Consider the following 16353-nt stretch of genomic DNA (forward strand, 5'->3'; position numbering starts at 1 on the left):
TTTAATTATTTTTTTAAAGTTAGTTTAATCATACCACATGCAGGCACTTTAATTTCAGTCACTCCTTGTTTTAGTACTATTGAATTCTGATTTACGACATCTCCTTTGCAATTAATGGTCTCATAGTTATAGTCTTTTGTTGAAGAAGCCATTTTAATAACTATGCTTTCTGACAGTTTACCATTTATAATATGAATATTATTAAAGCTTTCTTTCAACTCAAGAAGATAATCATCAAATACTCCAAAAATAGCTGTTCCGTTTTTTGAAACTTGTTTTAATGGATAATTTGCTAGCGGATTATAAGGTATAAAATTACCGGTTGTAATGGTGTCCTTGTTTTCATTCCAATAATTCGTGTAGAATTTAACCATTTTTAAATGATCTTCTGGGATATCTTTTAGTTTTACTGATATTTGAGGGACTCCAAATAAGGTATTCACCATTTGTAGTGCGGCAACTTCTAATGATTCTTCATTGTGCCAGGTAATCATATCTGAATGTACAGCAGTATTGCCTGCTAACATTCGTATATCAGCAATTCTGACTCTGTTCATTGTGGCATCTCCTGGACAATCGAAAGCACGAAACATGTTGCCGTATTTTCTCATGGCCGGACCTGTATATTTTTGTCTAAACTCTATAAAAATATTTGGATTTATATTTCTAAGAGTAACCATGACATCTGTTAGTAGTCTATCAACGGCTTCATTAATAGAACCATAATCCATTCCATTGCTTTTTTCTTTAATGGTATCAGGATATAGTCTAAAATCATCAATAAAATCTAGTTTAAACCCATCAAGGTCCCAGTTGATTAAGGCAGATTTATAGATGTTTATTAAATAACGTCTCACTTCTGGGTAACGGGGATCAAATACAGGAGCCCAACGGTGGTTTTCTGTTAAGAATTTGCCTTTAAATTGTTTATAGGCTTCTGATTTTTTTCCACAAAAAGGAACAGAGTACCAAAAGCCAACTTTCATGCCTATAGCATGGACATTATCAACAAAAGCTTTTGTTTTTGAGAGACGATCTGGATTCCAATCTCCAGTATAATCATACCCTCTGTTGCTATCATTTGTTTGCCAGCCATCATCAATTATTATAGACTTGTAGCCTAAGTTATAGGCCATTTTAAACTCTTCTAATAATACATCTTCTTCTAGGTTTTGATGGAATTGATACCATGTAGAATATAATGGTGTTAAAGCAATATCTGGTACAGGGGCAGGTTTAAGATTTTCAAATGTTTCCCACCATTTTGAAACATCTTTTAAAGCATCAGAAAAATGCTTTTCACCAAAGTCTAATCTAATCTGAGCATTGAAATGATCTATTTTAGATTGTTGTTCAGAAAAGAACGTGATATAACAGTAAAAATAATCATCTTCTTCTCTTATTTCGGTGTTAAGTTCTAGTTTGTTAATAGCATTAGAGCATGCAAAGGTTAACCTATTACTATCATCATGACCAAATAAACCAATAACAGGCGCATCTATAGATATTCTTGATTCCATAGGTTGCATTTCCCAATCTGCATGTATGCGTTTTGCAAAATCTGTTGTAGGTTTCCAGACGCCTTTCACATTGTGTGCTGGGATTTTCCATTTTAATGTTATCGGTCTTGGAGTTTCTGGTGTTGAAGCTGTAATATTGAAATTAAATATAGAAAGATCGTTATTGTTAGAAATAACGTTTAATTCCGTATTGAAAGTGTCTGAAGCTCCAATAACTTGGATGTCTTTTACAGAAGGGATATAGTTTTCTTTTTTTGCCATTCTAATGTTGTATTAATTGTGAGAAGCAATTAATTAAAGTGCTGTTTTAACTTTTAAGATAGCTGGTGGGAGATTGAGAAAAGCCGAGTTAATTAAAGGAACTCGACTTTTGTTCAATCTACAAACTAAACTAAAAATCAATTTTTTTCAATGATTAATTATAACCTGGATTTTGATCAAGATTCGGATTAGAATCTCTTTCAGAATTTGGTATCCAAATCAACTCGTGTTTGTTACTTTGAAAAACACCGCCACTTAATGATTTTGGGTGTGCGCCATGTAAAGATGTTGCCCCCAGATAATCATCAGCTAAATCCCAACGAACTAAGTCAAAGAAACGGTGGCCTTCGCCTGCAAGTTCCATAGCGCGTTCTTCAATAATAGCCTGACGCATATCGGCTTGGTTAATACCTGGATTTGTATCTGCTATTAATGTTAAATTTGCTCTATCTCTAACCATATCTATATATTGAATAGCTTGAGATGTCATATTATCTTCGTTTAATGCTTCGGCTAACATTAATAAAACATCAGCATAGCGAATAATTCTCCAGTTGTTTCCAACATTGGTGCCTAAGAAATCCACATCCCCTCTGGCTCCTAAGTCCATCCCAGAATATTTTTTCCCGTATATAGCTTCTAATCCTGCATCTGCTGCTACTGTAAGGTCACCAGCAACAACATTACCATCTTCATCTAAAGTATCTGCTAAATCGATATTGAAACTTGCGCCTCCATATCCTGTAGCTCCTGGATAATCATAAAGTAAAGTTTCGTTTCTACGTACAGTATCTCCATTAGCTTCAAATAAATCTTTTAACCAAGGATTGATAAGGTGTCCTTTATCTGGAGACTTTGTTGGCGTTGCATAGTCTATATGGTAATTCCCCATGCTTCCTGTTCCAGGAATATCAGATCCCCATACAAAGGTCTGTTGACCTAAAAATTGTAATTCAAATACAGACTCGCTATTATTTTCATTGGTTGTAGAAAAGTTTTCTCCAAAATTGGCAGCTGGTAATAAGCTGTATTTTCCAACTAAACTTCCCAATGTCGTTGCAGCTGGACCAAATTGTTCCATGTATAAATAGCTTTTTCCTTTTAAAGCTGTGGCAGCTCCGCTTGTAGGTCTTCCTAAATCTTCACCTGTCCAACTCTCTGGAAGCATGGTTTCAGCCATTTCTAAATCTGAAATTATTTGAGCCCAAATACTTTCTGGAGTCGCTTGTTCTACTAGTAAATTATCTAAATCTGGTAATTCTGTAATTAAAGGCACGTTACCATAAAGATTTACTAAATACCAATAATCAAAGGCACGTAAGAAATATGCCTGTCCAACTAAATTTTCTCTAGTGGTTTGGTCTGGAATACCTTCTTCAGTAACATTAATAATAACATTATTACAACGTGCAATAGACTTATAAAGTTCTTGCCAAGGTTCAGTAGCCCAACGGTCTCCAGGGTTTCCTAAAAAAGTTGACATGGCTGTATTAGAACCAAAAGGAAATACGTTAAATTCATCTGATCGTAACATCGCTCCTGTGTGTATAATTCTTCCCCAGAAAAAGGTTCCTGTAATGGGGTGAAAAGCTCCGTTTATAGCAGACTCCACTTGTTCTACAGAAGTACCAAAATTTGCTGTAGATGTTGCATTGTTATTTTGTTGATCTAATATATTATCAGAACAAGCAAACAATACTAGTAATAACGAACATGTTATTATGCCTAATAAGGACTTTATTTTTATCATTTTTTTCATAATATATTTTTTATGGATTAAAACTTAGCCTGTAAGCCTAACATGAATGTTCTGGCATTAGGATACGCTCTTTGGTCTAGACCCCTACCTAGTAAAGGGTTTACTCCAGATCTAACTCCAGGAACACCTGAATTTAAATTGGCTCTACCGCCATTTGTTGACGCTATATCTGGGTCGTAACCAGTATAATCTGTTATTACAAAAACATTTTGAATGTTTAATGATAGCCTGACACTTTTTATCCAATCAACGCCAAGTGCCTTTTCTCCGAAATTGTATCCAACTTCTAAGTTCTTTAACCTAAAGTAAGATCCGTTTTCTACAAAGAAGGAAGAAGGTTCTTTATTGCCAGCAGGATCATCTACTGTTGCTCTCGGAATATTGGTATCAGTATTTGAAGGCGTCCATGAATTAAGGACATCTGTGAGTTTACCACCATCTTGCCATAAGATATTGTAATATCTACTTAGGTTATATATTTCGTTTCCAGAAACCCCATTAAAGTTTAATGAAAAGTCAAACTTTTTGTATTCCCCAGAAAAATTTAAACCATAAGTAAAATCAGGTGTTGGATTTCCAATAATTGTTTGGTCGTCTGAAGTAATTCCAGCAACACCATCGGTATCAACTCTAATAAAATCACCAGTAGCAGGGTCTACTTTATCTTCAACAACCCAGCCATAAAACGCACCTACAGGGCCATTAGCCTCAGTTCTATTTACAACACGTAAATCTTCATCTATTCCAGGACCTAAAATAGTTGCGGGAATATCTTTGGCTTCATTTTTAAGATTGAAAGAAAAATTAGTGCCTACACTATAAGTAAAATCACCTTCGGATTTTTTGTAAGTAACATCAAACTCAAAACCATTATTAACAAGTGTTCCAGCGTTTCTGGTAACAGGTAAGCTAACACCAGCCGTAGATGGGATACTGATAGGTACTAAAGCATCTTCAACATCTTTTGAATAATAGTCTGCCGAAAAAGTAATGGCACTATTCAATAAGGACATATCGACTCCAATATCGAAAGTTTTTGTGGTTTCCCATACTAGGTTTTCGTCTGCAAGTGTTGTTTGTGCTAAACCGTTTGCTGTACCACCCCCAAAACTTGTGTTTGATTGGTTGGCAAGAAATACGGCTTGTGTAGGATAAAATACATCTGGGTATGATCCTAACTCTCCATAAGATACTCTTAACTTGAAAAAGTTAATGGTTTCAGATTCCCAGAAATCTTCATTACTAATATTCCATGCAGCAGAAACAGAAGGAAAATAACCTTCTTGATTATCTTTTGCAAATCTAGACGAAGCATCTCTTCTTAAAGTTCCAGAGAAAATATATCTGTCATTGTAGTTATAATTTAAACGACCAAAATAAGATATTAAACCAGCTTCATTATCTTGTCCTAAAAGTATATTTTGATCGCTTGAAGGTAATGCCCCAACAACTTGAATACTATTGGCAGGTGTACCTTGTCCATAGATTCCACTGCTTTTTTGTGTTTCAATAAATCGGGTATAACCTAGAACGGCAGATATTTTATGTACATCATTGAATGTTTTGTTGTATGATAAAGTAGGTTCGAATAACAAGTTAATATCTTCTTGTTTAAACTCTGTTAAATCATTTAAATCATTCACATTTCTTACCGGATCTACTAAACTCATGAAATAGGTTGGCGTAAACTGAAAACGTTTTTGAGAGGTGTAATCAACACCTAAATTAACAGAGGCCGTTAAAGCTTCATTTATTTCGTAGTCTAGTTTTAAACTAGAGAATAATGTTCTAGTGGTTTCTAAATTATTTTCCAGAGTAGCTAAAGCAAATTGGTTAACACCACCTGGACCCTGAACATCTGTAGAAGGTGCTTCAAAACCACCATCATTGCTAGCATTTCTTAGTGCTACAGTAGGAGCAGTAGTACCATCAAAACCGTACCAGTTGTTTTCTTGTAATTTTGCTTCGGTAATACCTAATGATTGAGATAATTTAAATTTACCAAATTCATGATTACTATTAAATCTAGCATTTAATCTTTTAAATCCAGATCCTATCAAAATACCATCTTGATTATAATAGTTTATAGATGAAAAATAAGATGATTTCTCACCACCACCAGAAAGTGATAGTCCGTAATCCTCGATAATTCCACTTTGAAGGTTTTCATCTTGCCAATCTGTATCTACACCGTTAAATGAGACAGTTGTTGAACTACCATCATTAGCAAATCGCTGATTTAAATAATCGGTGTATTGCTGACCATTAATAAAATCTAATTTTTTGCTGGGCGTATCAAAACCAATTCTAGTATTAAAGGTAACTTCTAAACCTTTATTTTTTCTACCATGGTTTGTTTTAATTAAAACAACGCCATTGGCTGCTCTAGAACCATAGATTGCAGCAGCGGCGGCATCTTTTAATACAGAGATGTTATCTATATCTATAGGGTTTATATAGTTCATATTATCTACAAATAATCCATCCACTATATAAAGCGGTGATGCATTACTTAAGGAATTGATACCTCTAATAAATACATTTCCTGTTCCACCTGGTTGACCTCCAGGGTTCTCAACTTGTATTCCAGTAAGCCTTCCTTGCAGTGCTGCGGTTGGATTACCGGCTACTGTATTTACTAAGTCACCTCCTTTAACTGACCCTACAGAACCAGTTAATTCGCGTTTGTTTGTTGTTCCATAACCTACAATAACGACCTCTTCTAATGCAGCAGCATCTTCGATTAAAGCTACGTTAATTGTAGTTTCGTTTCCGATAGTAACTTCTTGATTTTTATAGCCAACATAGCTAAAAACAAGAATGTCTCCTGAGCTAACATCACTAATGGTAAAGTTTCCATCAAAATCTGTTGAGGTACCATTTGCTGTGTTTTTCACAATAATGTTAACTCCGGGAAGCGGAATTTTTCCGTCTGTAACTGTTCCTGAAACAGTTGATGTTTGAGCATTAGCAACCATTCCCGAGAGGGAAAAGACTAAGGCAAATAATAGTCTTAGTACATTTTTTTTCATAAGTCAATATTTAAGTTAGTTTTAATTGTGATAGTGTATGCTACTTTGGTTATTTAAAAGTGTGCTACAGTATGCTACTTTGCAAATATATAAAAAAAATTGATAGATTTTAAGAATATATAAAAAAATACATCTAAAAACTAGATAGTTAGGAATAAAACCCTTTAAATATTGCTATAATGAATTCCTGTGAATTAGCTCGGAAGGTACTATTTTACGAGTATGTTCCTTGAATTTTAAATAATTAGCAGCTTCTAAAGCCATTTTTTTAAAATCTGTAGAGATTGTAGTAATGCCTCCAAAAATAATTTCCTTAATAGCATTATCATTATGAGCCAAAACACCTATATCTTTTCCAATAGTATAGGCTTTTAACTTGCTATCTTTAAGAACTTCCCATAAAAAGTTATCACTAATAAAAAAGTATAAAGTGTTTTTAGCAACACTCTCTTTTTTATATTCTTTTTCTACTTTAGCATCGATATTATATTCATCAACAAATTTATTGAAAGCATTTAAGACGCCTACAGGGTTATCAGAATCGTCTTTAAAAAATAAGATAAACTTTTTATATTTTTTTATTTCAGGAAGTAGCTTTTTTAATTGATCATAGGTTGAATCTTCAAACTCTTGTGTGATATATGAGTAATCTCTTGGCAAAGGGATATGTCTATCTATAACTAATAATTTTTCACTAGGAATATTTTTTAATAACAGTCCCACTTCCGGGGTTTGTATAGGTGCGATAACATACATACCATACCTCCCTGAGATTCTTGAGAGAATATCTTTAAAAACATCAATATTATTGTGGTGAAAAAAAACATTTATAATATATTTTTTACCTAATTCTTTTCTAAAGGTGTTATAAAAATCTTCCTGGAACGAATGAAACGCGAAAAGTAAAAGTGCTACCCTTAGTTTTGTATTGGTATTTACATCAGCAATATAATAGCCTTTAAAGTTTTTAGATTCTACAATGCCTCTTCCTTTTAAGTCTTCGTAAGCTTTAACAATGGTTTTTCTGGCAAAACCGATTTCAGCAACCATTTTATTAATTGATGGTAAGCGATCTCCTTTTTTTAGTTCTTTTGATTCAATTTTACTAATTATTGCATTTACTAGCTGCTCATGCTTAGTAAGTGGTTTAGTATTTTTCAAATCATTTATTTTTTCAAAAAGGAATTTCATAAATCATTAGTTAGAATTTGAATTATAAAAAAGATAAGATTGCTTGTATAACTTTTTGTAAATGTATTGGTAAATTATCTTTTTCCCAAGGATGTGAAGCCCCAAAAACATGATTTGCGTCTTTTATAATTTCTAGTTTGCTATTTGGGTTCCACTTGTGAAGTTTATGTGCTTCTTCAATAAAAATACTGGTATCTGCATGGCCATGAATAATGAGGTGTGGTACTTTTAAGTTAGACACAGCTCTTTTGATGGTTAACCGTGATTCGTTTTTTACGAAGTCTTCATAGAATTGATAATAATGAGGCATTTGTTGTTTAGTTCTACCATTAAGAACATATTTTACACCGTCTTTTTTCCAGGATTCCAAATCGCCAATTGTTGCCGTTCTTTTACCAAAATCACAAACACTTGCTAAACTTATCACGTTTTTAACACGGGAGTCTTCTTCTGCTTTTATAGAAACAATACCGCCGCCACGACTGTGTCCTATTAAACTAATGTTAGCGGTATTTCCTTTATCTTTTAGGGTATCATTTTTAAAAACCCAATCCATTACAGTTTCTAGATCATCCAACTCTTTTGTGTAATTATTATTACCGAAAGCTTCTAAGTCGGGAAAATCTATAGGCTGTTTGACGGTGCCTCCATTATGCGAAAAATTAAACTTTATAAAGCAAAATCCAGCATTTGCGAATGTATTTGCCATTAAATTCCATGCGCCCCAATCTTTAAAACCTTTGTAGCCATGACAAAATATAATAATAGGCTTATTTGTGCCATTTACAGTATACGTTACATCTATTAAAATGGGCTTTCCGTGCTTCCCTTCAATAACAATATTTTTTTTATCAATCATTTTATACTTCTTTTTCTATGAATGGGATATTGAGGTTGCAAATCTCTAAAACAAGGTGTTTTAATTCTTTATAAAAATGGTCAAGGGTTTCTTGAGTAATCAATGCGTCTTTTTTGGCATATGCCCCTGCTTTGTCTTTTTTAGAGAATTTTAAAAAGCCTTTACTTAGGTTTTTAAATGATATAATACCGGCTTCAACCGGAAGCTGAATTTGATTAGACACATGCATCATGTAGACATAGGTGAGTACTTGAAAACTTTTACTGTATTTAGAGTAATCTGTTGTAATGGATTCCCAATCTATAATCTCAACACTATTTTGTTCGACTTTTCCAGTTTTGTAATCTACAATTCTTGTAACTCCATTATATTCATCAACTCGATCTACTTTACCAGTAATAATAACTGGGAAGTCAAGTTCTGGAATATCAATAGCAACATTATTATTAGCTTCAATAGCTATTATTTTTATTTGATTACCCGCTTTTAAATCGTCAATTTCTAAATCTAAAAAGTTTGATACATACCTTTTTGCAATTTCAAAAATTATTAAGTTTTTGCCTTTAGTAATATCACCTTCTTTATAAACATCTGTAAAATGATGTGTAACCGTCTTTACAATATTAGTTTTTAATTCTTTAATTATTTCTACAGATATAAAAGTACCAATTAATGGTTTGTAAAAGTCTTCTAGGGTATTGTGTACAACGGTTCCTAAAGTATTAGCAGCTACAGTTTCTTCTACATTATCATGCTCCTTTATTTTTAATACCTTCTGATAATAAAAATCAATAGGGTTTCTTATATAATTAGTTAGCGATGATGGTGAAAACCCTTTTTGCGCGACTTTTTTTAGTTCACTTAAAACAGAATTCGTTTTCTCTACTGTGTTTAACGAGGTTTCAATTACGGGAACTTGGGGAGCAATAATTTGATGATCGATATTATGTATGCCTTCTAATTCCAACTGAGTTATAAATCTACTTTTCTCTCCACCAGTTAAAATGTCTGCCTCTGTATTGTAAAGGATATACACCTTTTTAGCACGTTGTAAAAGTCTATAAAAATGATACGTATAAACGGCATCTTTTTCTTTATAGGTCGGTAGATTGTTTTCTATTTTAACGTCGAATGGGATGAATGAATTATTGGTTTTGCCAGAAGGGAGAATCCCTTCGTTTACAGATGAAATAATAACGGTTTCAAAGTCTAAAACACGCGATTCCAACATACCCATAACTTGAAGCCCTTGCAAAGGCTCTCCTTGGAAGTCTAGGGTTTCTGAGCTTAATAGTTCTTTGTAAACACTGTACAGCGTTGAAATGTCTTTAATGTGGTGATATGCTGTATTCAAGCGAGATAGCTCATTAAAAAGCTCATTGAAGCGAAATAAATATTCTAACGATAATAAGTTAGAAGTTTTTTCATTGTCCAAATAATCTTTGATGAGTATTATTAATTGGGAGCAATTCTTTAAAGCATTATTAACAGATTGATCCCAATTTGAAAATAATAAATCAATAATATGAATGGAATTACCAGCTAATTGTTTTAAGCGTTCGGCTGTTAAATAAACCAAGTTATTAGAATCAACAGTCTCGATTATTTTTGTCGCCACATCTACCTCATTGGTATGAAATAAAGGTCTTATAAATTGATGAGATATTATATTTATAACATCTTTATAATAAAATGTGCTTGATGGTAATTTGTGTAAATGAAATAACGATTCAAAAAGAGAGGCTATGGGGATAGACTTTAAAGGGAACCCCATTGTTATGTTTAATGCTTCAATAGCTTGAGGGAGCGAATTTAAAACGGGTATAAGTAAATTTTCATCACCTAAAACCACAGCTGTATTCTGTAATGATTGATTGTCTTTTTGTAAATTATTTAAAAGCGACCCTATATATTTTGCTTGCCCAATATTTTTTGGAATACCAAAAACCGAAATATTTTTTTCTTCAGAATAGTTTGTTGTTATCCAATTAAAAGGCTTGTTTTTAAAAAATGACCAATTATTTTTATGTTGTCGTGTAAATAAGGCAGCATCATGTTTTTGGTTGTTTATAAAAACAGCATCAATATCCCAATACGTTTTTGCTAAGTTGTTTTCAAGCAGCTTTTGTATGATGGTTTCTTCAGAAGTATTTAAAGCATTAAAACCTAAAAACACGTGTTGTTTTTTTGAGTTTTCCTGAATATAAGCTTCTAAATTATTAACAGCTTCTCTATAAATTAGACCTTGATAGCCAATTTTTTTATTTATGAGTTGCTGGGTAAATTGGATATAGTAGTTATGGAGTTTGTTCCAAAAGGATAAATAATTTTTAACAAATTCGGTTTTATTATTTTCTAACGACCAGTGATTTAAGTCTTGAATAGCACTTAAATAGTCAAAGATATTTTTTTGAGGTATGAGATATCGGTCTATTTCATTAAAGTCTTGAAGCAATATTTGAGCCCATTTTGAAAACGATTCAAAAGTGTCAGCTTCATTAGGTTTCGTTAATTTAATATAAGTGCTATAAAACTCAAAAAGAAGCTCTGTATTGGTGCTGTTTTTAAGTTCTGATAAGTCTTCTACAAATTCTTCAATGCTTATTATGTTAGGAGAAAAGATAGTTTGTTCAACTACTTTGGAGAGTTGATGTTTTAGAAATAACCCAGCTCTTTTACTTGGTAAAACAAAGGTTAATTCTGAAAGATTTTGATTATTTTTATGTAAATCTTTTAGAACATCAAAAATAAAAGTAGTCATTGAAGGTTTAATTGGTATTATATAAAAATAAAAAACGCTTCGGATATCCGAAGCGTTTTTTGTAAAACTTATTTATTTTAAAACTAATTAATAGTTTTTTATTTTACTAAGTTGATTTCAACTCTTCTGTTATTAGCTCTACCTTTTCTAGTTTTGTTAGAATCGATTGGTTTAGATTCACCATAACCAACAGAAGATAATCTTGAAGTATCAACACCGTGAGAAACTAAATAGTCTTTTACTGAATTAGCTCTTGACTCAGATAATTTTTGATTAGTAGATTCTCTACCAACGCTATCTGTGTGTCCTTCAACAGTAAATGTTGCAGTTTTATACTCATTTAAGATATTAATAATATCTCCTAATACAGCTTCAGATTGAGATTTAATAGAAGATCTTCCTGTATCAAATAAGATAGTTTTTGCATACTCATTTAAAGTTTTTTGAACTTCTTCAGTTACTTCAGGACAACCATTGTTAGCAACAGTACCAACAACATCTGGACATTTGTCATCTTTGTCTAATACACCATCACCGTCAGTATCTGGCCAAGGGCATCCGTTATTAGCAGGAGCACCTGGAGTTTGAGGACATTTGTCATCACTATCCTTAACACCATCACCATCAGCATCTGGACAACCAGCTAAAGCTTTTAAACCAGCAACTGTAGGACAGCTATCATCTTTATCAGCAATACCATCACCGTCAGTATCAGGACATCCATTAAGTTCAGCTAAACCAGCTTCGTTAGGACAAGAATCTTTGCTGTCTTCAATACCATCACCATCAGTATCAGGACAACCATTGAACTCTTCTAAACCAGGAACATCTGGACAAGCATCATCTTTGTCGTAGATACCATCACCGTCAGCATCAGCTCCACCAAATTTGATAGAAATACCAGCTGTATGTTGGAAATGAGTGTTTAAGTAATCCTCAAATGCATGTTTGTATGTTGATTGTAGAGTTAAACCAATGTTTTCACTAAACCAAACGTTGAAACCTAAAGTTCCGTTTAAAGTTCCAGCTCCAACTTCATCTATCCATGTGTAACCACCACCAACACCTAAATAAGGCTCGAAAGTGTTCCAATCTAATACTTCACCAATACTATATTTAATAGTACCATCTGCAGCATAGTAAGATAAATCATCTACTTTAAGAGCGTCTCCATTAGCATCTTCTCCCCAGTTCTCTATTTTGTTTAAAGAACCACCAATTCCGAAAGAAAAACCATCACCTATGTATTTTGATACTGTGATAGTTGATAAAGAAGGTAAAATGTTCCAGTTATCTACGTCAACATATTTACTAAAAATAGTTTCGCTAAAAGGAGCGCCGTCCCCAGAAGGATAAGCATCAACTGCGTTCGTTCCAATAGTAATTTGCCACGGATTGTTTTTGTCTTGCGCATTAGCGTTGCTATAACCAAGTACAAACAACATAGCGAACAATAATCTGCTAAGATTTTTCATATTCAAAAGTTTAATTTTTAAGTGTTAATTGTAAACAAAAGTAAGTTGTTAAATTTTATTAACAAAGACAAATATATAAAAAAATAGGACATTTCGTTTAATCATAGATAGTTCAGAATGGATTTAGATAATAATAGGAGTTTCTGGGCTTTTAGGAAACCTAATGATAGCCTTGCCTGAAATACGCGCTTGTATGATTTGCCAAAAGCTGTCCGTGTATTCTTGCTTTTTTATAGATTGAGAAAAAAAAGATGGATTTGAGAAGATAAATATCTTAATTATAAGCACTATAAAGCGTTTTTTCTCACAAACAATAGCGTTTTTTATAGGTTTACAAATACTTTATTTTAACATCTTCATTGATATAAATAAGAATTTTGTTTGTAACGGTTATTTTCATGTCTTCTAAAACATCTTGATAAGATTGTAATTGTTGCCAGTGTTTTTTATCTTCAATTCCCGTTTTATAATCAATAATTACAGCTTCATTTTTTGAATTTAAAACCAATCTGTCTGGTCTTAAAATAATCCCTTCCTTAGTAATAATATCTCTTTCATTATATATAGTATAGTTTGAGCTAAAATAGTTTTCTAATTTTGGATGTTCAATAATTTTAATTAGGATTCGCTTTAACTCAATGGTTTGTTCTTTTGTAATTAAAGAGGTATTTATAAAATCATTAATAACAGAATCAATATCATCTTTTGTTTTAATTTCAGACATGATATTGTGAATAAGGTTTCCTTTTTCAATAGCTTCTTGTTGATTGGTGTCCCAAAGAAGCCCCGACTTGGTTATAACCTTTATATTATGAGTTTCTTTTGCGGTTGAAATAAATTCTTGCTGAATATTAGCTTCTTTAACAATGGATGGACTTTCAGTCGTCTTTTTAGAATCCCCAAAACTGTATATTGATTGAGAATCGTTCCATAAATCTAAGTATTGCAAATAATTGATAAATAAACCTGAATACTTTTTATTATTTGGAACCCCTTTGGATGATATATCTTTTGTAGAAATGATATATAGTTGCTCTACTGGACGCGTTAGGGTTACATATAATAAATTGATATTATCTAATTCTTGTTCAGATTGATGGTCATTATAAATACGATGCCCCTCGTCTCCATAATTTTCAAAATCTTTACTATAGTTTAATAAGGTGTGTGTAAAGCCAGCATATTTTTCTTTATCTATCTGGAACCACTCTTTAGGATCTAATTCTTTATAAATATCTAAATCTGCATATGGAAAAATAACTACTGGAAATTCCAAGCCTTTAGATTTGTGAATGGTCATTATTTGGACCGCATTTTGTCCTTTAGGAGACACAATGCTTAAGCTTTCCTTTTTCTTGTCAAAATATTCTAGGAAGCCAGAAATATTTGATCCCTTTTTTTGAGAAAAGTCTAAAACAATATCTAAGTAAAACTGTATATAAGCGTTGGAAGATTCAACTAAGTTGAAGGCTCTCACTATAGTTTCAGCCAAATCATAAAGAGGAAGTTGTAATAATAAATCACTAGTTATAAATATATTGAACGCTTCAAAACTTTCAAATAAATTAGAGATGGATAAATTTATATGTTTTAAAAAGAACCCATGTTTGTCTTCAATATTAAAAAGCGTACTTAAGTGATTGAGAATCTCAATTTTTATTTCATCATTTTTTGGCTGAATTAAGAGAGTTAAAATGTTATTTATAAAACGAACGTCTTCTGAATTATTAATCAATAACGTTTCAGAAGAAATTATGGGGATTTGCTGCTGACCTAAATAATTTGCAATCGCAACGCCTTCTTTTTTCTTACGTACCAGCACACAGATATCTTCAAATCTGAAGCCATTTTTTAAACAGGTATGAATTGTTTTTAAAACATTATTAGAAAATAATTCGTCTCTGTTATCCTCTTTATCAATATCTAAAAAAGATAATTCAACATAGCCTTCATCTTCTAAAAACGTGTTTTGGTGTGCATTTTCATAAAGGTGTTTATAATCTTTTTTACTAAAAATCTGACTAGACAGATAATTAAAAAAGCCGTTGTTGAAATTTACAATGGCTTTGAAGCTTCTGTAATTTGTTGGAAGGTTTTCAACATGTTTTTCAATATGAAAAGGATTATCATTATTAAACAACCCTATAAATTGCTCAGCTTTTCCACCTCGCCAACGATAAATAGCTTGTTTTGCGTCACCAACCAACATGGCATTTCCTGTTTCTGTTGACAAAGAATTTCCTAAAAGGGGAATTAAGTTTTCCCATTGCATTATTGAAGTATCCTGAAATTCATCAATAAAATAATGATTAAACTTCTCGCCAATACGTTCGTAAATAAATGGTGTGGGCTGATTTCTTATTTCTTTGCTAATTATGGTATTGAATTCTGAAATGAGCATCTTGTTTTGTTCTGCCTTAAGCCCTTTTAATTCATTATTAATAGCATTCAAAACAGATAATGGTGTTATGTTTTTATAAAAAGCTTTTAAGAATCTAAGTTGAAAAACCATGTGTTTGGTTTCGTGAAAATTAGAAGCTATTTGTGGTTGAATTTCCTCTATTATAGACGCTATAGTATCTGTGACGCGTTTAGGATATAGTGTTTTAGTTTCGATGTCTTCTTGCCATTTAGCTCCAAAGTTTAAATCAAACTTTTTATTGGTTAAGTTTTTGAAATGCTTTGGTAAATAACTTCCAGAAAAATCGTTAAACTCTAAACCAGCTTCTTCAATTAGAGCTAATATACTTTGTGCTTTTTGAATGATGTTATTCTCTAAGGATGAAAGGTCTTTTTTTAACTGAGCCTTAAGTGTTTTAAAGTCATCAAGGGTTTTGTCCTTCAATGTTTCAATAAAAGGAATGTCATTTTCATTAACCAATAGTTTTGCTATTTTATTAAAATCAAAAGAAACATCCCAACTTTTATCATCATCCGCTTTTTCAATAGCAAAATCAATAAGTACTTTAGTAAGTGCATCATTTGTTCCTGCCTTTTCAATTAAACTGTTAACGGCTTCATTTAGTAAAGCATCTTGATCTAGCTCTACTTCAAAGTTTAATGGCAATCTTAAATCATAAGCAAAGGTTCTAATAAGTTTATGAGTAAAGCCATCAATAGTAGAAATATCAAATGCGGCATAGTTATGAATAATGGTATTTAATAATTTTTCCGATTTATTGTGAAGTACATTTGGATTCATTTGCAATTCTTCACATATAGCATTAAACATACTATTTGGCTTGACTAGTATCGTTTTGTTAGAAAATCCCTTGAGTGTTTCTATAATTCGTTCTTTCATTTCGGCAACAGCCTTGTTTGTAAACGTAATAGCCAAAATGCGTTTGAAATGTTCTTGGTTATTAGACCGGAACAGAATTTTTAAATATTCTTTTACAAGCGTATACGTTTTTCCACTGCCCGCAGAAGCATTATAAATTGTAAAAGAATAGTTTCGGTCCATGAATTATAATTTTGGAGACAAGATAAAAACTA

The 16353-nt window shown here is 32.2% G+C and carries 8 protein-coding genes; all 8 read right to left on the reverse strand.

Features of this window, described 5'->3' with window-relative positions:
- Positions 1–5: 5 nt before the first annotated feature.
- Positions 6–1781, reverse strand: a complete 1776-nt coding sequence (locus Q4Q34_RS08140) for a glycoside hydrolase family 36 protein (RefSeq protein WP_303316765.1) — start codon at positions 1779–1781, stop codon at positions 6–8.
- Positions 1782–1935: 154 nt separating this feature from the next.
- Entirely contained in the window at positions 1936–3540 is a 1605-nt protein-coding gene (locus tag Q4Q34_RS08145) for a RagB/SusD family nutrient uptake outer membrane protein (RefSeq protein ID WP_303316766.1), read from the reverse strand.
- 17 nt (positions 3541–3557) lie between these two features.
- Positions 3558–6572, reverse strand: a complete 3015-nt coding sequence (locus Q4Q34_RS08150; RefSeq protein ID WP_303316767.1) for a SusC/RagA family TonB-linked outer membrane protein — start codon at positions 6570–6572, stop codon at positions 3558–3560.
- A gap of 174 nt (positions 6573–6746) precedes the next feature.
- The gene (locus Q4Q34_RS08155) at positions 6747–7733 is read right to left on the reverse strand and encodes a GntR family transcriptional regulator (RefSeq protein ID WP_330444598.1); all 987 of its coding nucleotides are present in this window, start codon (positions 7731–7733) and stop codon (positions 6747–6749) included.
- A gap of 52 nt (positions 7734–7785) precedes the next feature.
- Positions 7786–8622 carry an alpha/beta hydrolase family protein gene (locus Q4Q34_RS08160; protein ID WP_303316769.1) on the reverse strand — a complete coding sequence of 279 codons (837 nt, stop codon included), beginning with the start codon at positions 8620–8622 and terminating at the stop codon, positions 7786–7788.
- Position 8623: 1 nt separating this feature from the next.
- Complete coding sequence (locus tag Q4Q34_RS08165; protein ID WP_303316770.1) at positions 8624–11383, reverse strand: PD-(D/E)XK nuclease family protein; 2760 nt, start codon at positions 11381–11383, stop codon at positions 8624–8626.
- A 98-nt stretch (positions 11384–11481) separates the two neighbouring features.
- Positions 11482–12858, reverse strand: a complete 1377-nt coding sequence (locus Q4Q34_RS08170; protein WP_303316771.1) for an OmpA family protein — start codon at positions 12856–12858, stop codon at positions 11482–11484.
- A 331-nt stretch (positions 12859–13189) separates the two neighbouring features.
- The gene (locus tag Q4Q34_RS08175) at positions 13190–16321 is read right to left on the reverse strand and encodes a UvrD-helicase domain-containing protein (protein WP_303316772.1); all 3132 of its coding nucleotides are present in this window, start codon (positions 16319–16321) and stop codon (positions 13190–13192) included.
- Between the last annotated feature and the right edge of the window lie 32 nt (positions 16322–16353).

It is taken from the genome of Flavivirga abyssicola, from assembly GCF_030540775.2.
GTDB lineage: Bacteria > Bacteroidota > Bacteroidia > Flavobacteriales > Flavobacteriaceae > Flavivirga > Flavivirga abyssicola.

Coding starts and splice junctions, on each gene's coding strand:
- Q4Q34_RS08140 (WP_303316765.1), bottom strand. CDS start 1,781: ATGGCAAAAAAAGAAAACTATATCCCTTCTGTAAAAGACATCCAAGTT.
- Q4Q34_RS08145 (WP_303316766.1), bottom strand. CDS start 3,540: ATGAAAAAAATGATAAAAATAAAGTCCTTATTAGGCATAATAACATGT.
- Q4Q34_RS08150 (WP_303316767.1), bottom strand. CDS start 6,572: ATGAAAAAAAATGTACTAAGACTATTATTTGCCTTAGTCTTTTCCCTC.
- Q4Q34_RS08160 (WP_303316769.1), bottom strand. CDS start 8,622: ATGATTGATAAAAAAAATATTGTTATTGAAGGGAAGCACGGAAAGCCC.
- Q4Q34_RS08165 (WP_303316770.1), bottom strand. CDS start 11,383: ATGACTACTTTTATTTTTGATGTTCTAAAAGATTTACATAAAAATAAT.
- Q4Q34_RS08170 (WP_303316771.1), bottom strand. CDS start 12,858: ATGAAAAATCTTAGCAGATTATTGTTCGCTATGTTGTTTGTACTTGGT.
- Q4Q34_RS08175 (WP_303316772.1), bottom strand. CDS start 16,321: ATGGACCGAAACTATTCTTTTACAATTTATAATGCTTCTGCGGGCAGT.